Raw genomic sequence first — 16,453 nt, forward strand, 5'->3', positions numbered from 1 at the left:
GGCGGGGGCCGGCCTCAGCCGCCGGCATCGGGTCGTGACAGCACCAGGTGCAGCACGTTGTAGGGCTCCTCGCGGGCGTAACGGGCTTCGTCGGCGAGGGAGCGGATCAGGTGCAGGCCGAGGCCGCCGAGCGGGCGCTCGTCGATGTCGGCGTCGAGGTCGGGCGCGGGTTGGGCCAGCGGGTCGAACGGCGGCCCGTCGTCGCGGAAGTGCAGGGCGATGCGTTCGCGTTCGATCGCCAGTTCGAGGGTGACCTCGTGCTCGGCGCCGGGGCGGGCGCCGTGGTCGATCGCATTGCACATCACCTCTTCGCTGATCAGGCGCACGTCGTCGATGCGCTCGCGGTCGACGCCGGCGTCGGTCAGCGCCTGGCCCACCGCGTCGAACAGCTCGGGCAGGCGCGCGCGCTGTTGCGGCGCGCGGAAGAATTGCGCCACGCAGTCCTGCGAGCGGCTGGCGTCGTCGCTGCCGGCCCAGTGCAGCGACAGCACGGTGATGTCGTCGGACTGCGCCGCGCCGTCGGCGAAGCGGTGCACGTCGGCGACCAGGGCGCCGCACAGCGAGCCGGGGTCGGCGCTGCCTTTGAGCGAGGCCAGCAGCCGCTCGCCGCCGAACGGGCGCTGATCGGCATCGAAGGCCTCGGTGACGCCGTCGGTGTAGGCCACCAGCGCATCGCCGTTGCGCAAGCGGCCGCGCCAGACCGGGTAGTGCTCGGCCTCGTCGATGCCCAGCGGCGGCCCGGACGGCAGCTCGATGAACTGCACGCTGCCGTCGGCGCAGAGCAGCACCGGCGGCTCGTGGCCGGCGCTGGCCAGGGCGAACTCGCCGCTGCGCGCGTCGATCAGGCCGCACAGCACGGTGGCGAACATGCAGGTGTCGTTGCCTTCCAGCAGGCGATGCGCGGCTTCCTTCAGCGCGATCTCGGGCGAATCGCCCAGGCCGGCGGCGATTTCCAGCACGGTCATGGTGCGGGCCATGAACAAGGCCGCCGGCACGCCCTTGTCGGAGACGTCGCCGATCGCGAACCACAGGGTGTGGTGGTCGCGCTCGAAGAAACTATAGAAATCGCCGCCGACCGCCTTGGCCGGCTCCAGCCGCGCATTGGCCTGCAGGCGCCAGGCGTCGTCGCCGAGCACGCGCGCGCCGGGCAGCATCGCCAACTGGATCTCGCGGGCGATGTCGAGCTCGCTTTCGAGTTTCTGCCGGGCGGTGCTCATGTCCTGGATCTCGACCAGTTGCCGCTTGATCGAGCCGCGGGCGTTGTCGAACGCGCGCGCCATCACCCCGACCTCGTCGCGGCGCTCGGTCTGGCCCAGCGGATAGTCGAACTCGCCGGCGGCGAAATGGCTGGCCGAGCCGGTGAGGTCGCTGAGCGGGGTGGTGATGCGCGCCGCCATCCGTCGCACCAGCAGGGTGCACAGCAGCAAGGCCAGCGACACCACCGCCGCCAGTTGCACGATGGTGCGCTTGAGCGCGGCCAACAGCGGTCGGTGCGACATCGACACCTGCAGGCCCCAGCCGGTATCGCCGATCGGTTCGAGCACCGAGTAGCGGGTTTCCCGTGTCGCCGGCAGCATGTGGGTGAACTCGAACCGCTGCCGTTGCGCCAGCGCGGCGGCCATGCCGACCAGGTCGCTGCGCCCGGCCTGGGCGATGTAGCGCTGCAGGGTGAACTTGAACGGCAGGTTCGGGTCGGCATGCAGGGTGATGGTGCCCTCCGGCGCGAACAGCGCCGGGCGCTGGCCGTGGATGCGGTGCAGCGGCTCGACCAGTTCCGACCAGCGCGCGATCGGCACGTCCAGGCTGACCATGCCCAGGCGCCGGCCGTCGCGCGCGCGCAGCGGCAGGTTGAGGGTGCTCATCCAATGGCTGCCGGCGGTTTCGTTGAAATACGGCTCCGACCACCACGGCTTGTCGGCCGCCAGGGTGCGTCGGTACCAGGCTTGCCGGTGCGCGGCGTAACCGATCGCGAGCAGGTCGCGGTTGGCGACGCCGCGGCGGTCGGCGCCGACGTAGTAGGCCAGCGGTTGGCCGTCGGGCAGCACGCCGGGCTCCAGCGCGATCAGGCCGCCGACCGCGCTGGCGTCGGCGTCCAGCAGGGCCTCCATCGCCGCGATGGTCGAGGCGCGGTCGAGGGAGAGGTTGTCGAACAGGCCGATCATGCTGGTGCCGGTGATGCGCACCGACTCCATCGATGCGCGCAGGCGCGCCGCGGTCTGGGCGGCTTCGTAGCGGGTCCGGTCCTGGGCGCTGGCGATGATCAGCTGGCGCGCGATCAGGAAGGCGACCACGAACACGATCAGCAGCAGCCCGCCGACCAGCAGGCCGAACCAGAGCATCAGCTTGGTGCGCAGGCTGTCCTGCCACGACACCGGGGGCGGATCGGCGCGCGCGGTCTGCGCGCGCGACGGCAGAGCGGGAACGGGCTCGGTCCGGTCCATCGGCGGCTCCCCAGAGGACCGGCCGAGCATAGCCCCAACCCGGGCGAAAAAACGGAGCGGGTTCTAGTTTCGCCGGTGCCGGTGGACGGACGGCGCGCGCGCGGCCGGGAGCGGTTGCGCCGCCGCGGCATGCGGCGAAGGCGCCGCTTCCCGGAAGGCGCCGCTTCCCGCCGCGGATCGCGAGCCGCGCGGTTTGCGGTGTAATGGCGGCCCGGCTTCTTCCCGTTGCGGTGGCGCATGCGATCGAATCGACTGTCGTGGGTGTTGCTGGCGTTGTGTCCGGCCTGGGCCGGAGCGGTCGGCGCGACCGATCTCATCGTGTCCGAAGCCCAGCTCAAGGCGCATATCCAGGCCTTGCTGGTGCCGTCGCCGTACCGGCTGTCGACGGCGGCGCGGCGCGGCACGATCCGCTATCGGCTCGGCGAGCGCGGCGATGCCTTGGGCTGGCCGTGGCCGCAGACCGGCGAGCAGCGCGCCGCGCGCACGCCCGACGGGCTGGAGCTGACCGTGTGCCGGGACTGCGGCGGCGAAGCCGCACCCGGCGCGGAAGCGCTGCGACGCTACCTGGCGCCGACGCCGTGGCTGCAAAGCGACGACCGGGCGATCGCCGGCTTCGCCCGCGCGGTCGGCGGCGGCAGCGTGGACGCGCGCATGCGCCGCCTGGTCGCGGCGGTGCAGGCGCGCCTGTCGGGCCCGGTGGTCTATTACGGCTACCGCAGTGCGTGCGAGGCGCTAGACCGGCGCGAAGGCGATTGCACCGAGTACGCGCTGTTGCTGGCCGCGGCCGCGCGGGCGCGCGGCATCCCGGCCCGGGTCGTCGCCGGGCTGGCCTACGGCAGCCGCTTCGTCGGCCGTGCGCACGCGTTCGGGCCGCATATGTGGGTGCAGGCCTGGAACGGCGAGCGCTGGGTCAGCTACGACGCCGGCCTGGGCGAGTTCGACGCCGGCCACCTGGCGCTGGCGGTCGGCGACGGCAGCCCGGAGAGCCTGGACGGGGCGATGCGGGCGATCGCCGGCTTGCGGATCGAGGATGCGGTCGGCGTACTCGGCGAGGACGCCGCCGCCGACTGAGCCGCGGCGAAGGCCTATTTTCCCGGCGGCGGTTCGCGCCGCATCGGCAGCTCGGGCAGCTCGGCCTCGTCGTCGACCCACTCGGCCTCGTCGGGCCGGCTGATGCCGCCGACGAACACCATGTCGAGGTCGGGATCGAGCAAAGGCTGCTGCGCCACCGGCGTCTGCGCCGACGGCGCAGTGTTGGACGGATCGAGCGATGCGGCCTGCGCGGGCGGCGCCGGTGCGGCGAGGTCGATCGGGCTGGCGGCCGCCGGCGCGGTCAAGGACAAGGCCAGGGCCGTGCCCAGCGCCAACCGGTACGAGACGCAGACCGGACCGCTGGCCTGCTGCAACAGCGCCGCGCGCTCCGTGTCGCTGCGCCCGTCCAGGCAGTGCACGGTCTTGCCGCACAGGCCGCAATGGCCGTCGATCCGGCGGCGCGCCTGCGCATCGAGCGGGCAGGGTTGGTCGATCCTGGGATAGCGGGCCATGGCAAGTTCCTTTGCGCCGATTGATGCGTTTTTGTAGCACAGGGCCTGCGCCGCGTGCAGTTCGCGCGCCGGCGCGGACCGCCGGTCGGGCGGCGTTGGCCGGCACCGCGTCGCACCCCGCGCGCGGGAGTAGGATGCCTTCGACTCCGGCAACGGCGGCCTTCGGCCGGCCCGCGTCGGCTCAGACGAAGGTGGTCGTAAGCTCCGGCCGGGGGCGACGCCGCAGCGGCGCCGGGCCGTCCGCACGACCATCGCGCCGCCGCATGCCCGTTCGAGGCCTGGCCATGAAACCCGTCCTGCGCATTCTCGCCTTGTCCTGCGCCATCGCCGCGCTGGGGTTGTCGTCCTGCCGCAAGCCCGCACCCGAGGACGACGCGTCCGCAACGCGCGCGGTCTCGCCGCCGGAGTTGGCGATGGTCGGCGCGCACCTGCTCGAGGGGCTGGGCGACTACCGCTTCGCGATCACCAGCAAGAATCCGGAGGTGCAGCGTTGGTTCGACCAGGGGCTGATGCTGACCTTCGGCTTCAATCATGACGCCGCCGAGCGGTCTTTCCTCAAAGCCACCGAACTCGACCCGGACTGCGCGATGTGCTGGTGGGGCGCGTCGCTGGTGGTGGGGCCGCACGTCAACGCGGCGATGAATCCGGAAGACAACGCCGACGCCTGGACCCGCCTGCAGCGCGCCAAGACCCTGGCCCCCAAGGCCAGCGAACGCGAGCGCGCCTTCATCCAGGCCCTGTCGGCGCGCTATGCGCAGAATCCGCCGGCCGACCGGCGCGCGCTCGATCAGGCCTATGCCGCAGCCACCCGCGAACTGGTGCGGCTGCGTCCGGACGATCTGGACGCGGCCGTGTTCCATGCCGAAGCGCTGATGGACCTGCAGCCCTGGGACTACTACGACGAGAACCGCCAGCCCAAGGGCAACACGGCCGAGGTGGTGTCGACCCTGGAATCGGTGATGGCGCGCAACCCCGACCACGCCGGTGCGCTGCACCTGTACGTGCATGCGGTCGAAGCCTCGGCCGCGCCCGAGCGCGGCGCCGCGGCGGCCGACCGGCTGCGCGAACTGATTCCCGGTTCCGGCCATCTGGTCCACATGCCCGCGCACATCTACGCCCGGGTCGGCCGCTGGCACGACGCGGTGATCGCCAACCAGCGCGCGATCGAGGCCGACGACGCCTATCTTGCGATCTGCCGCGGCTACACCCAGGGCGTGTACCCGCTGGGCTACGTGCCGCACAACCATCATTTCCTCTGGTTCGCCGCCAGCATGGAAGGCAGCGGCGCGCTCGCCAGGAGCGCGGCCAAGACCACCGCCGAGCGCACTAATCTTCCGGAGCTGATGCGCAAGGAAGGCTTCGCCGGCCTGCAGCACTTCTGGATGACGCCCTGGTTCGAGCGGGTGCGCTTCGGGCGCTGGGACGAGATCGTCAACGCGCCCAATCCGGCACCGGACCTGCCCTACGTCACCACGATGTGGCACTACGCCCAGGCGATGGCGGCGGTGCGGCAGCAGCGCGCGGTCGATGCGCAACGGCACCTGGACGCGCTGCGGCCGTTGGCCAGCGACCCGGCGATGGAAAAGCTGACCATGTGGGACCGCTATCCCTTGTCGCACGCTTCGCGCATCGCCGAACGGGTGGTCACGGCCGAACTGGCCGCCGCGCGCGGCGAGCGCGATGCGGCGGTGTCGGCTTTGAACGAAGCGATCGCGATCGAAGACCGGATCCCCTACGACGAACCGCCGGGCTGGCATGCGCCGGTGCGCCAGACCCTGGGCGCGGTGCTGCTGGACGCCGGCCGTGGCGCCGATGCCGAGCGGGTGTATCGCGAAGAACTGCTGCGCAACCCGGGCAACGGCTGGTCGCTGTTCGGCTTGGCGCAAAGCCTGCGCGCCCAGGGCAAACAGGCCGAAGCCGATGTCGCGCTGCGCGATTTCGATGCGGCCTGGCGCAATGCCGACGTCAAGCTGACGGCGTCGCGGATGTAGCGCTGCGCGTTCAGCGCGCAGCGCCGCCTGGTCCTGCTGTGCGGATGCTTCGACCCGCGCCGCAGGGCGTGTCGGTCGACGCCGCGGCGTGGAACTCGACCAGCAGGCCGAGGTCGCCCTGGGTCGGGGCCAGGAACGCCTCGCCCCAGGCGCCGCGATAGCCGGTCAGCCGGCTCTCGTAGCCGCGCTCCACCCGCCATTTCGCCTGCTGCAGATCGGCCACGGCGATGCTGAGCCCGAGCACCTGCGGGCCGCGCTCGCGCAGCGCATCGGCGGCGGCGCCGTCGCCGTCGGGTTGCAGGGCCAGCAGATGCTTGCGCCCGACCGGTACGCAATAGCCCCGCGCGCCGATCTGCGCCAGGCGGATGGGAGTCAGGCCGGCGAAGCCCATGCGTTCGAACTGCCTGCGGTCGGCCTCGGCGTCGGCCGACAGCAGCCACAGGCCGCTCAGGGCCTGGGCGCCGTTGGGGTGTTGCGGGCCGATGCGCTGGTCGAGCGCGCGCTCCGGCGTCGCGGCGAGGCGGGCGTAGTCGATGAAGAACAGATTGCTCGACAGCGGCTGCGTTTCGAACGCGAACAGGCGCCAGCGCGGCGGCCGGCCGGGGCCGTCGCCATCGGGGTCGTCGGCCGCGGCGGTGAACAGCGGCGTGGCCGCCAGCCCTTGTTGCCGCAGCAGTTCGCGCGCCGCCTCGAGCGTGCCGGAGCGCAGGCCGAAGGTGTGCGAGCCGGCGCCGCCGCGCAGCGCGGACTGGTCGGCCTGCATGCCGGGGTCGAACTCGGGCTGGGCGCTTTCGATGCCGAACAGCTCGATGTAGCTGCGGTCGCCGAAGCGCACGTAACGATTGGCGACGCCGCCGGTGATCCGTCCCGGCCGGACCTGGAAACCCAGCCTGACCGTCATCGCCGCGCTGATCTGATCGATGCTGCGGCCCCAGACCAGGGCGTGGTCGATTTCGCTGCCGGCGACGGGCGCCGCGGTCGGCGCCGCGCCGGCGGCATGGGCGAGCGCCAGCAGGGCCGGGCACAGCGCGAAGGCGAGGGCAGGGCGCAGGAAGCGGTACACGAGCATTGCGGTCTCCGGGTGTCGGTGCGATGGCCGACAGCTTCGCGGACGCGATGCCATGCCGGCGCGCACGAATGGACGGCGGCGGATACGAACGGACGATCGCGAGGCGCTCGGCTGGCGACCAGCGATGCAGACAAAACGATGGAGCAAGCGACCGCGCGCCTTCTTACCCGATAGCTGCGCCGCCCACAGCGCTGCGCGGCGCGGCATTTACGCCGCGCTTACCGGTTCTTCACGGCGGTCTTCCGCGCTCATGCTCGAATGCGGCCGGTCACCCACGCACGAGGACGTCACGATGAAGCGACTCGCCCTTGCGACCGCCGCGCTGCTGTTGTCGATATCGGGCACGGCCCTGGCCGGTGTGGTCCACGTCAGCGGCCACGGCCAAAGCTACGACCCCGGCATCGCCCTGGAAGACGCCCGCGCCGACGCCATCGGCCAATGCCAGGCCCAGGGCGGCACGCCGATCGCCGAGGTCTACAGCCACGTCACCCGCGCCAACCTGTGGCTGGCCGATTCGATCTGGTCGTGCGAGGTGCCGTAGGGCGAGGATCCGGATCGAGCGATGCCGCGCGCTCGCGATATCGCTCAGGCCTGGCCTTCGGCCAATCCCTGCAACTGCTGCTGGATCAACCCGCGCAGCTGCGCCAGCGGCGTCCGCGCCAGTTCCGCCAGCGGCCGGCCCTGGCCGAGGCGGCGGGCGACGCGCAGGCCGACCAGGTAGCCGCCGCGGGCGGGTTCGGGGCCTTTGTGGCCGGCGCCGAAGAAGCGGTTGGCGTCCTCGGGCGTGGTCGAATCCAGCACGGCCAGCAGCTTGCCGGCGAGGTCGCGCACGCCGGCGTCGTCGACCGCCGCCAGTTTGCGGTCGTCGAGCAGCACCTGCACCCGGCTGGCGTCGGGGTTGAGGCGTTCGCTGACGTAGGTGGCCAGGCCTTCGATCCACAGCGAGCCGTAGACCGGCGGCTGCTCGTCCATCAGCAGTTCGGGCACCAGTTGGCCGTGGTAGAGGTGGAAGGATTCGTGGTCGAGGAACACCGACAGATTGGCCTCGTCGCCGTGGTAGCGGACGATGCCGTCGATGCCGACGAACAGCGGCAGCTTGCCCTGCCACGGCCGCAGGTGGCCGTCGAAGTTGAACAGCGAGGGCATCAGGTAGATCGGCGCCCGCTCGCGGCGGAAGTCGGGGAATTCGCGCTGGAAGTGCTCGACGTGGCGCCGGTAGTGGCCGGCGAAGCCCGCGCTGAGGCGGCGCGCCGATTCGGCGATGGCGTCGAACTGCGGCAGCCAACTGGCCAGCCGTTCCGGCGTGGGCTTGAGTCCGGCGCCGGCGTAGAGCTCGGCGTTCGGGGCGAAGAAGGCCTGGGCGATCGCCTGCACGCGGTCCTCGGCCGCGCGTCCGGCGTCGTAGGCGCGCCAGAACGCCGGCATCAGGTCGCTCGGCGCCGGCGCATCGGCCGCGGGCAGCCGGCCGGCGGCGGCGAGCAGGGGCGAAAGGGCGGCCAGGCGGAGCAGATCGCGGCGTAGCATGCTGAAGTTCCTTGAGTCGGCCGAACCGTCGGGTGAAGTCGTCGATAGCGGCGCGCGAAGGCGCCGAGTCTAGACCGGCCGGTGCGGCGAAGCTGTTTCTTTTTGCGCAACCGCGGCGCGAAGCGCGGGCTTCAGTAGGTGCGTACCCCGTCGGCCAAGGCCAGCTCCACGAACGCCCGCACCCGCGCCGGCAGCATCCGCGCGCTGGGATAGACGGCGTGGATCGGCGAGGGCGGGCGTTCGAACTGCGGCAACAGGATCTCCAGTTCGCCCGCGGCCAGATGCGCGGCGACCTGGTAGTGCAGGGCGCGGATCAGGCCGCCGCTTTCGCGGGCGTGGTCGATCGCGGCCTCGGCGCTGTTGGTGGCCAGGCGCGGGGCGATGGCGATGCGCAGTTCGCGGCCGGGATCGTGCGGGTCGGCGAACAGCCAGTCGCCGTTGGCGTGGACCGGACCGAAGGCGATGGTGTCGTGGCCGGCGATCTGCTCCGGCGTCGCCGGGCGCCCGCGCTCGGCCAGGTAGGCCGGGCTGGCGACCAGCACCCGGCGGGTGCTGCCCAGCGCACGCGCGACCAGGCTGGAATCGCTCAGCGCGCCCAGGCGGATCGCGATGTCGACGCCTTCTTCGATCAGGCTGACGTTGCGGTCGTTGAGCTGCAGTTCGGCGACCACGTCCGGATAGGCCGCCAGATAGCGCCGCACCAGCGCGGCGATGTGCATGCGGCCGAAGGTCAAAGGCGCCGAGATCACCAGCCGCCCGCGCGGCCGTTCCTGTTCGCCGCGGGCGATGTCCTCGGCGGCGTCGACCTCGGCCAGCACCCGCCGGACCTGGTCCAGGTAGCGGGTGCCGGCGTCGGTGAGGTGCAGCGAGCGGGTGGTGCGCTGGAGCAGGCGCACGCCGAGGTGGGTTTCCAGTTGGGCCACGGTGCGGGTGACCACCGGCGGCGACAGCCCCAGCCGGCGCGCGGCGGCGGCGAAGCCGCCGGTGTCGCAGACGGCGGCGAACACGCTCATGGCTTGCAGACGGTCCACGGTTATTCCTGTTTTGGTAATGGTGAAGTGTCTTCGTCGCCGATTATCATCGATACGAGAAAGATTCAAAGTGGCTCCCGCAGCACGACCTTCCCACTCGGTCGCCGGGCCCGCTGCAGCCGGCGACCCTTCGGAGCCTTTCTCATGAGCAAGACCTTGTTGAGCGCGACCCTGTTGAGCGCGCCCCTGTTGAGCATGACCACCGCCGCGCTGCTGGCCGCCGGCGCCGCCCAGGCCGCCCCGACCGCGACCGCCGCCGCGGCGCCGACCGTCCAGACCGCGGCCGCCGTCGAGCAGGTGCGTCACCGCACCGTCGACATCGACGGCGTCGAGGTGTTCTATCGCGAAGCCGGCCCGGCCGACGCGCCGGCGCTGCTGCTGTTGCACGGCTTCCCGACCTCCTCGCACATGTTCCGCGACCTGATCCCGCGCCTGGCCAAGCGCTACCGCGTGATCGCTCCGGACTACCCGGGGTTCGGCTACAGCGCCGCGCCGCCGCGCGAGCAGTTCGCCTACACCTTCGACAACTACGCCAAAGTGGTGGACGGCCTGACCCAGCGCCTGGGCCTGAAGCGCTACGCCCTGTACGTGATGGACTACGGCGCACCGGTGGGTTTCCGCCTGGCGACGGCGCATCCGCAACGGGTCAGCGCGATCGTGGTCCAGAACGGCAACGCCTACAGCGAGGGCATCGCCGGCTTCTGGGATCCGATCAAGGCCTACTGGCGCAGCGGCGCGCCGGCCGAACGCGAGGCGCTGCGCTGGCTGACCAGCGCCAAGGCGACGCAGTGGCAATACACCAACGGCGTGCCCGACGTGTCGCTGGTCAGCCGCGACGCCTGGAGCCACGACCAGGCCGGGCTGGACCGCCCGGGCAACCAGGAAATCCAGCTCGACCTGTTCTACGACTACCGCACCAACCTGCCGCTGTACCCGCAATGGCAGCGTTACTTCCGCGAACGCAAGCCGCCGATGCTGGTGCTGTGGGGGCGCAACGACGAGATCTTCGTCGCCGCCGGCGCCGCGCCGTACCGCCGCGACAACCCGAACGCGACGGTGAAGCTGTACGACACCGGCCACTTCGCCCTGGAGACCCACGGGGTGGAAATGGCGCGCGAGATCGGCGGCTTCCTGGACCGGCATGTGAAGCGCGGTCAGTGAACGGCACACCGCTGCGCCGGCCATGCCGGCGCCAGCGGCGGCATCGTCATCCGAAGCGGTCGCGCGCACGGCATCCCGCCGGCGCCCGATCGCTTCGTCGTGTCTGCACGGTGGCGCGACCGGCGCGGCGGCTTTTTTCGTCCGCACGCACTTCGCTTGAGCGCAGGGAATCACCGGTTCGTCCCGCATTCGATCCAGTTCGTCACCGCCGTGTTGCGCCGGCGCCGGGCGCGCGGGCAGCCTAGCGCCGCATCGCGAGTAACCGGTCGCCGGCGAGGATCGCCTGGCGTGTCTTCGGGCTCGTGGTCGCCAGGCCGTCGCGCCGCCGTAACGTGGCGCGACGGCCAGGACTGCGCGCGTCCGTCGGGGCGGCGTGCGCGAGGCGTTTTCGAGCCCCCTCAAAGGAGTGATGCAATGAACATCCGGAGCTTGGCCTTCGTTGCGCTGGCCGTCGGCAGCGTTTTCGTCAGCGGCTGCAGCGCTATCGCCACCAAAACCAACAGCCTCACCGATGCGGACATCCTGTCCAAGACCTCGGGTGTGCTCGGGCTGTCGCCGTCCGACCTCATCCTGGTCAACCGCCGCACCGAAGGCGTCAACACCTACGCGACGATCAAGGCCAAGAGCGGAAAGACCTATGCCTGCACGGTCAACGGCGGCAATCTGCTGTCGTTCGGGATGACCAACCCGCCGGTCTGCAACCCGATGTGAGCGCGGCCGCGCGGACCCGCCATCGGCCGCGCGCCGACCGGTGGGCATCGCATCGCCGCCGGCAGCCGGACCGCTCACGCAAACGAATCTCATGGACAGCGACATGCCAATAACACTGCGGACGATCGTTCTGGTTGTCGCGACGGTTTCCACCGCCTGCTCGCCCATCGCCGGCACCGGCTCCACCGTGGCGAGCGCGCAGGACTGCCGCGCCTACTACGTGCACACCTATCGCCTGGACGGCATGGAGGCCGCCGCGGTGCTGGGCGAAGAACAACTGAGCAAGGATTCGGCCACCTGCGCCAGCTCCGGACTGGTGACGCGCCGGCATTTCGACTGCGCGATGGCGGCACGCAGCGTGGACGCCTTGCGCGCGTGCGGCGCGCCCGACACGTAGGCCGCCGCCACGGCGAAGCGAAGGCGATGGCCGGACCGCCGCTCGCGCGGTTCGGGTATCGTGTGGACAGGATGAAGCGAGAGAGGCCAATGATGTCCGACCATCGTCGCAACGCAGGCACCGGCGGAGTATTCCGGCGCAAGGCGTGGCTTTCGTGCCTGCTGTGGATCGGCCTGTGCGGCGCCGCAAGCGCGATGCAGGCCGGAGCCGGCGCTGCCGCAACTTCGGCTTCCGGGTCGGGCCAGGCCGCCGAGGCCAAGCTGGTGACCCGCTCGACCCTGGGCGCATGGATGCTGCGCGAGGATGCCGCGCGTCCGGGCTTGAACTGCGCGGTGAAATTCGTGCCGGCGCGGGCCGGCGCGGTCGGGCTGGCGATACTCGGGCCGACCACGAGCTCGCGCGCGTCGTCCATCCTGTTCGACGGCTACGGCATCCCTTCGTCCCGTTCGCCGCAGCAGGTGCAGGTGGAGCTGGTGCAGAAGGACCTGCCGGTCACCCGGCTCAACGCCATGCAGTTGCCCGGCGACGCGGCGAGCTCGGCCGGCGTGCTCGCGATTCCGGCCGGCGATATCCGCCAGACCCTGAAGTCGATGCGCGACCGCGAGGACGAGATGCAGCTGAAGCTGGTCGCCGCTCCAACGGTGTCGGTGGCCTACGACGGCCTGGACCAGGCCCGCGGAGCGCTGCTGTCCTGCCTGGACGGCAAGCGTTTCGTCGGCAAGAGCCTGCGCGAGGCGACCGCCGAACTGCGGCCGCTGGGCACCTCGACGATCCGCGGCCAGACCTTTTTCAAGGGCGCGGCGCTGGCGAAGAAGAAATACCCGCCGAAGGGCAGCCGCGCGGTCGGTCTTATCTGGATGACCGACGAGTTCAAGGTCTGGTACGAACAGGTCAAGCGCAACAAGAAGCTGCCCGAGCAGATTCCGCTGCACATCCTCAAGCATTTCATGTCGACCCGGATCCTCGACGACCAGGGACGTTGGGAGTTCACCAACATGCCGGCGGGCGAATACCTGCTGGTGGCGAATTTCTCCTACGAAAAGACCGTCAACCGACCCGAAGTCGTCGGCCGGACCGATGTCTACCGGGGCAATCAGTACATCGGCTCCAACGACCAGGTCGCGTACTGGTCGTATACGGTGCAGCAGGGCACGACGTTCGAGAAGAAGGTGACGGTGCCGCGCGACGGCGAGACCATCGATGTGGCTTTGGACAAGTCGCAGATCTACTGCTTCATCGTCTGCTTCTGAGCGCAACGCTCACGCGCCGGGCTTGCGCGGCGGGCGTTTGCGCGCCGCCAGCCCATCGCCGCGCGCGGCGTCGTCGGCGCCGATCTGGCGGCGCTCCAACGCGCCGCTGCCGGCGGCGCGGACGATGCGCTGGAAGGTCGGGCATTCCTGATGGCTGGGCGCGCGGCAGCGCGCGGCATGGCGCAGGCCGTCGCGCATCGCGCCGAGCCGACGGATGCGGCGGTCGAGTTCGTCGGCCTTGGCCAACAGCAATTGCCGGTCGATGGCGCGGCCGCCGTCGGCGAACACCCGGCCGATTTCCTCCAGCGAGAAGCCGGCGGCGCGGCCGAGCGCGATCAGGGCCAGGCGTTCGAGCACGTCGGCGGCGAACAGCCGGCGCAGGCCGCGCCGGCCGAGCGAAGCGATCAGGCCCTTTTCTTCGTAGAAGCGCAGGGTCGAGGCGGGCACGCCGGAGGCGCGGGCGACTTGGGCGATATCCAGGCACTGCACGGGCTTGACCTCAAGCGAACTTGAAGTGGCATGGTGCGGACTCCTTCCTCGCCAGGCAAGCCGCCATGACCGTTCCGACCAGTTACGACTTCGAACCCGAAGCAGCGGCCGAACCGACCCCGCCGCACATCGACCAGGCCGCGTTGTGGAACGGCCCCGCCGGCCAGGCCTGGGTCGAGAGCCAGGCGCTGCTGGACGCGATGCTCGCGCCGCTGCTGCCGGTGTTGCTGGAACCGGTATCGCGACGGCCCGGCGCCGAAGTGTTGGACGTGGGCTGCGGCACCGGCGCGCTGGCGCTGGCCGCGGCGCGCGCCGGCGCGCGCTGCACCGGCGTCGACATCTCCGAGCCGATGGTCGGACTGGCCCGCGCCCGCGCCGAACGCGAAGCCGTCGATGCGCGCTTCGTCTGCGCCGATGCGCAGCGCCACGAACTCGGCGGCGCGCGTTACGACCTGATCCTGTCGCGCCTGGGCGTGATGTTCTTCGACGACCCGGTCGCTGCGTTCGCGCGCTTGCGCGGCGCGCTGCGCGAAGGCGGCGCGATGCGTTTCGTCGCCTGGCGCGGCGCGGCGGAGAATCCGTTCATGACCTCCGCCGAGCGTGCGGCGGCGCCGCTGTTGCCGGGCCTGCCGCCGCGCTCGCCGGGCGGCCCGGGCCAGTTCGCGTTCGCCGATGCGCAGCACGTGCGCGAGATCCTGCAGCAGGCCGGTTGGCGGGCGATCGAGTTGCGCGGGTTCGAGGTCGAATGCGGCTTCGCTGCGCGCGAACTGCCGGGCTACCTGAGCCGATTGGGCCCGGTGGGGCTGGCATTGGCCGCGGCCGACGAGGCCACGCGGGCGAGGATCGTCGAGGCGATCGTGCCGGCGTTCGCGCCGTTCCTGCGCGGCGACCGGATCCGCTTCCAGGCCGCCTGCTGGTGCGTCGACGCCGAGGCCTGAGCATGGCGTCGATGCGGGAGCGGCCGATCCTCCGTAGTCCGAAAGTCACTCCATCTTTCGGCATGGTGTATTAGTAAGATACAACGCTAGCATTGTGTTCATCGGGGCGCGGCCGAGACCGAAACGATCGGCCCGCCCTGTCGACCACAAGGGAGCGGATATGGACAAGGCGATGCGGTGGGGACGATCGACGGTGCTGGCGTTGGGTTTGTTGTGCGCCGCGGCGGCGCAGGCCGGCGACAGCCAGGTGCAGCGCGACGGCTATAGCCTGCAGGCGCAGCAGCAAGGGCAGGGACCGGTGACGGTGGTGTTCGAATCCGGTTTCGGCCAGGGCGCGGGCGTGTGGAAGCAGACCATCGCCGAACTCGGCGCCGACTGCAGCTGCATCGCCTATGCCCGCGCCGCCCGGCCGCAAAGCATCGAGCAACACCTGCAGGACTTGCAGGCGGTGATCGACACGCTGGCGCCGCAGCGCAAGCTGATACTGGTCGGGCACTCCTACGGCGGCCTGCTCGCCAGCGAGTTCGCCCGCCGCCATCCGCAGCGCCTGCTCGGCGTGGTGCTGGTCGACCCGGCCACGATGAGCCAGCGCCATGCGTTCAAGCAGGCCGCCCCGGAGCGGGTGGCGGCCGACGATCGCGCCTTGCTCGGCATGCTGCCGCCGCCGATGGCCGCCGACTACCGCCTGCTGGTCGAACAGCTCGACCGCGCCGATGCGGCGGTGCCGCGCGCGCCGGCCGACGTGCCGGTGGCGTTGATGACCTCGACCCAGGTCGCCGCCGAGCCCTTGGTGCTGGAGGAAACCGCGCAGGGCAAGGCGATCTGGAAGCGCCAGCACGCCGAGTTGTTCGCCGGTTTCTCCCGCGGCAGCCATCGCTACTACGCCACCGGCCACAACATCCACCGCGAAGATCCCAAGGCGGTGGCCGAGGCGGTGCGTTCGGTCGCGGCGCTGGCCGCGGCGCCCTGAGCCTCAGCGCCGGGTCGCCAGCACGCCGTCGAGGGCCAGTTCGGCCTTGAAGCCGGCCTTGTCCAGGCGCTTGGCGACTTCGCGCGGCACGTCGCGGCCGCTGGTGAGCTTGTTCGGGCTGCCGGTGTAGTGGAACAGCCGGCCGCCGCGGCGCAGCACGCGCGCCAGTTGCTCGTAGAAGGCCTGCGAATACAGTTCGCCGGCGATGCCGAAACGCGGCGGGTCGTGCAGCAAGGCGTCGACCGAAGCGTCGCCGATTCCGGCGATCGCCTGCGATACGTCGCCGTGGCTCAGTTGCAGGCGACCGCCGCTGGCCGGCGCGTCGGGGTCCGGCGACCAGGGATTGAGCGTACGCAGCCACAGCACGCTTTCGTTCTTTTCGAACGACCGGATCCGCGCCGCGCCCGCGTCCAGGCAGCAGGCGGCGAAATAGCCCAGGCCGCCGCAGGTGTCGAGCACGCTCTTGCCGCGCGGTTCGATCAGCGCGACCTTGCGCCGCGCGTCGTCGAGCGGCGAGGTCTTGGCGGTCGGCAGCATCTTGATGCCGTCGATCTCGAAGGTCGGCGCGCCCCATGGCGTGGGCACCAGCTTGATCAGCGAGCCGGCGTAGCGCGAGACCGCGGCGAAGTCCGCGCCGTCCCAGTAGTAGATGGTGCGGTCCTTGAGTTTGGCCGGGTAGGGATAGGCCTGCCCCTGCCAATGCCAGGCGTCGGCGTGCAGCGCCGCGCTGCCGCTGGAGCGGTCCAGGTCCAGCGAGCCGCTCCATTCGCCGTGGCCGGCGGCGCGCGCGGCGAGCAGTCGGTCGGCCAGCGGCGCGGTCAGCAGGGGGCCTGAGTAATGCGGCACGGCGGGTGTTCCTGGTCGGGCGAATGCGGCGCCCAGGATAAGGCGCGCGCCCGGTTTTCTCGACCGGCGCGGCGGGCCGCGCGTCGCGGAC

General features: G+C 71.2%; 16 protein-coding genes. 9 read left to right on the plus strand and 7 right to left on the minus strand.

All coding sequences use genetic code 11. The features are described 5' to 3' along the window. Positions 1–14: 14 nt before the first annotated feature. Entirely contained in the window at positions 15–2,441 is a 2,427-nt protein-coding gene (locus tag K4L06_RS15510) for a SpoIIE family protein phosphatase (protein WP_221672255.1), read from the minus strand. A gap of 237 nt (positions 2,442–2,678) precedes the next feature. On the opposite strand from K4L06_RS15510, the gene K4L06_RS15515 reads away from it, so the two are divergent. After that, a complete protein-coding gene (locus K4L06_RS15515; RefSeq protein WP_221672256.1) occupies positions 2,679–3,512 on the plus strand; it encodes a transglutaminase-like domain-containing protein in 834 nt (277 codons plus the stop codon). Between the two features lie 14 nt (positions 3,513–3,526). Here K4L06_RS15515 and K4L06_RS15520 read toward each other — a convergent pair whose 3' ends face one another. After that, positions 3,527–3,985, minus strand: a complete 459-nt coding sequence (locus tag K4L06_RS15520; protein ID WP_221672257.1) for a hypothetical protein — start codon at positions 3,983–3,985, stop codon at positions 3,527–3,529. Between the two features lie 284 nt (positions 3,986–4,269). Between K4L06_RS15520 and K4L06_RS15525 the strand changes: the two genes are divergently transcribed. Continuing rightward, positions 4,270–5,976 (plus strand): hypothetical protein, encoded by a 1,707-nt coding sequence (locus tag K4L06_RS15525; protein ID WP_221672258.1) that lies wholly within the window; start codon positions 4,270–4,272, stop codon positions 5,974–5,976. A gap of 10 nt (positions 5,977–5,986) precedes the next feature. Here K4L06_RS15525 and K4L06_RS15530 read toward each other — a convergent pair whose 3' ends face one another. Next, positions 5,987–7,045 (minus strand): VOC family protein, encoded by a 1,059-nt coding sequence (locus tag K4L06_RS15530; RefSeq protein ID WP_221672259.1) that lies wholly within the window; start codon positions 7,043–7,045, stop codon positions 5,987–5,989. Between the two features lie 292 nt (positions 7,046–7,337). Here K4L06_RS15530 and K4L06_RS15535 point away from each other — a divergent pair, with 292 nt between their 5' ends. Continuing rightward, positions 7,338–7,586, plus strand: coding sequence for a hypothetical protein (locus tag K4L06_RS15535; protein WP_221672260.1), 249 nt, complete (start codon positions 7,338–7,340; stop codon positions 7,584–7,586). A gap of 44 nt (positions 7,587–7,630) precedes the next feature. Here the strand turns inward: K4L06_RS15535 and K4L06_RS15540 are convergent, their stop codons facing one another. Both K4L06_RS15540 and K4L06_RS15545 read right to left on the minus strand, forming a co-directional pair. Next, positions 7,631–8,569: a hypothetical protein gene (locus K4L06_RS15540; RefSeq protein WP_221672261.1), complete on the minus strand. Its 939-nt coding sequence runs from the start codon at positions 8,567–8,569 to the stop codon at positions 7,631–7,633. A 131-nt stretch (positions 8,570–8,700) separates the two neighbouring features. After that, entirely contained in the window at positions 8,701–9,600 is a 900-nt protein-coding gene (locus tag K4L06_RS15545) for a LysR family transcriptional regulator (RefSeq protein ID WP_221672262.1), read from the minus strand. 144 nt (positions 9,601–9,744) lie between these two features. On the opposite strand from K4L06_RS15545, the gene K4L06_RS15550 reads away from it, so the two are divergent. The 4 genes from K4L06_RS15550 to K4L06_RS15565 all read left to right on the plus strand — a co-directional run bounded on the left by K4L06_RS15550 (position 9,745) and on the right by K4L06_RS15565 (position 13,119). Then, positions 9,745–10,761 carry an alpha/beta hydrolase gene (locus K4L06_RS15550; RefSeq protein WP_255595159.1) on the plus strand — a complete coding sequence of 339 codons (1,017 nt, stop codon included), beginning with the start codon at positions 9,745–9,747 and terminating at the stop codon, positions 10,759–10,761. A 414-nt stretch (positions 10,762–11,175) separates the two neighbouring features. After that, positions 11,176–11,472, plus strand: a complete 297-nt coding sequence (locus K4L06_RS15555) for a hypothetical protein (RefSeq protein ID WP_221672263.1) — start codon at positions 11,176–11,178, stop codon at positions 11,470–11,472. 91 nt (positions 11,473–11,563) lie between these two features. Continuing rightward, positions 11,564–11,869, plus strand: coding sequence for a hypothetical protein (locus K4L06_RS15560; protein WP_221672264.1), 306 nt, complete (start codon positions 11,564–11,566; stop codon positions 11,867–11,869). Between the two features lie 92 nt (positions 11,870–11,961). Continuing rightward, entirely contained in the window at positions 11,962–13,119 is a 1,158-nt protein-coding gene (locus K4L06_RS15565) for a hypothetical protein (RefSeq protein ID WP_221672265.1), read from the plus strand. A 9-nt stretch (positions 13,120–13,128) separates the two neighbouring features. Here K4L06_RS15565 and K4L06_RS15570 read toward each other — a convergent pair whose 3' ends face one another. Next, complete coding sequence (locus tag K4L06_RS15570) at positions 13,129–13,608, minus strand: helix-turn-helix domain-containing protein (protein WP_343225770.1); 480 nt, start codon at positions 13,606–13,608, stop codon at positions 13,129–13,131. A gap of 65 nt (positions 13,609–13,673) precedes the next feature. On the opposite strand from K4L06_RS15570, the gene K4L06_RS15575 reads away from it, so the two are divergent. Together K4L06_RS15575 and K4L06_RS15580 are read left to right on the plus strand one after the other, a co-directional pair. Beyond that, complete coding sequence (locus K4L06_RS15575; RefSeq protein ID WP_221672266.1) at positions 13,674–14,546, plus strand: class I SAM-dependent methyltransferase; 873 nt, start codon at positions 13,674–13,676, stop codon at positions 14,544–14,546. A gap of 172 nt (positions 14,547–14,718) precedes the next feature. Then, positions 14,719–15,516 (plus strand): alpha/beta hydrolase, encoded by a 798-nt coding sequence (locus tag K4L06_RS15580; RefSeq protein ID WP_221673653.1) that lies wholly within the window; start codon positions 14,719–14,721, stop codon positions 15,514–15,516. Positions 15,517–15,519: 3 nt separating this feature from the next. Here the strand turns inward: K4L06_RS15580 and K4L06_RS15585 are convergent, their stop codons facing one another. Further along, entirely contained in the window at positions 15,520–16,362 is an 843-nt protein-coding gene (locus tag K4L06_RS15585; RefSeq protein ID WP_221672267.1) for an MnmC family methyltransferase, read from the minus strand. Positions 16,363–16,453: the final 91 nt, after the last annotated feature.

The sequence above is a fragment of the Lysobacter sp. BMK333-48F3 genome (assembly GCF_019733395.1).
In the GTDB taxonomy this organism is placed as follows: Bacteria; Pseudomonadota; Gammaproteobacteria; order Xanthomonadales; family Xanthomonadaceae; genus Lysobacter.

Coding starts and splice junctions, on each gene's coding strand:
- K4L06_RS15510 (WP_221672255.1), bottom strand. CDS start 2,441: ATGGACCGGACCGAGCCCGTTCCCGCTCTGCCGTCGCGCGCGCAGACC.
- K4L06_RS15525 (WP_221672258.1), top strand. CDS start 4,270: ATGAAACCCGTCCTGCGCATTCTCGCCTTGTCCTGCGCCATCGCCGCG.
- K4L06_RS15565 (WP_221672265.1), top strand. CDS start 11,962: ATGTCCGACCATCGTCGCAACGCAGGCACCGGCGGAGTATTCCGGCGC.
- K4L06_RS15550 (WP_255595159.1), top strand. CDS start 9,745: ATGAGCAAGACCTTGTTGAGCGCGACCCTGTTGAGCGCGCCCCTGTTG.
- K4L06_RS15530 (WP_221672259.1), bottom strand. CDS start 7,045: ATGCTCGTGTACCGCTTCCTGCGCCCTGCCCTCGCCTTCGCGCTGTGC.
- K4L06_RS15540 (WP_221672261.1), bottom strand. CDS start 8,569: ATGCTACGCCGCGATCTGCTCCGCCTGGCCGCCCTTTCGCCCCTGCTC.
- K4L06_RS15575 (WP_221672266.1), top strand. CDS start 13,674: ATGACCGTTCCGACCAGTTACGACTTCGAACCCGAAGCAGCGGCCGAA.
- K4L06_RS15560 (WP_221672264.1), top strand. CDS start 11,564: ATGGACAGCGACATGCCAATAACACTGCGGACGATCGTTCTGGTTGTC.
- K4L06_RS15520 (WP_221672257.1), bottom strand. CDS start 3,985: ATGGCCCGCTATCCCAGGATCGACCAACCCTGCCCGCTCGATGCGCAG.
- K4L06_RS15515 (WP_221672256.1), top strand. CDS start 2,679: ATGCGATCGAATCGACTGTCGTGGGTGTTGCTGGCGTTGTGTCCGGCC.
- K4L06_RS15580 (WP_221673653.1), top strand. CDS start 14,719: ATGCGGTGGGGACGATCGACGGTGCTGGCGTTGGGTTTGTTGTGCGCC.
- K4L06_RS15535 (WP_221672260.1), top strand. CDS start 7,338: ATGAAGCGACTCGCCCTTGCGACCGCCGCGCTGCTGTTGTCGATATCG.
- K4L06_RS15555 (WP_221672263.1), top strand. CDS start 11,176: ATGAACATCCGGAGCTTGGCCTTCGTTGCGCTGGCCGTCGGCAGCGTT.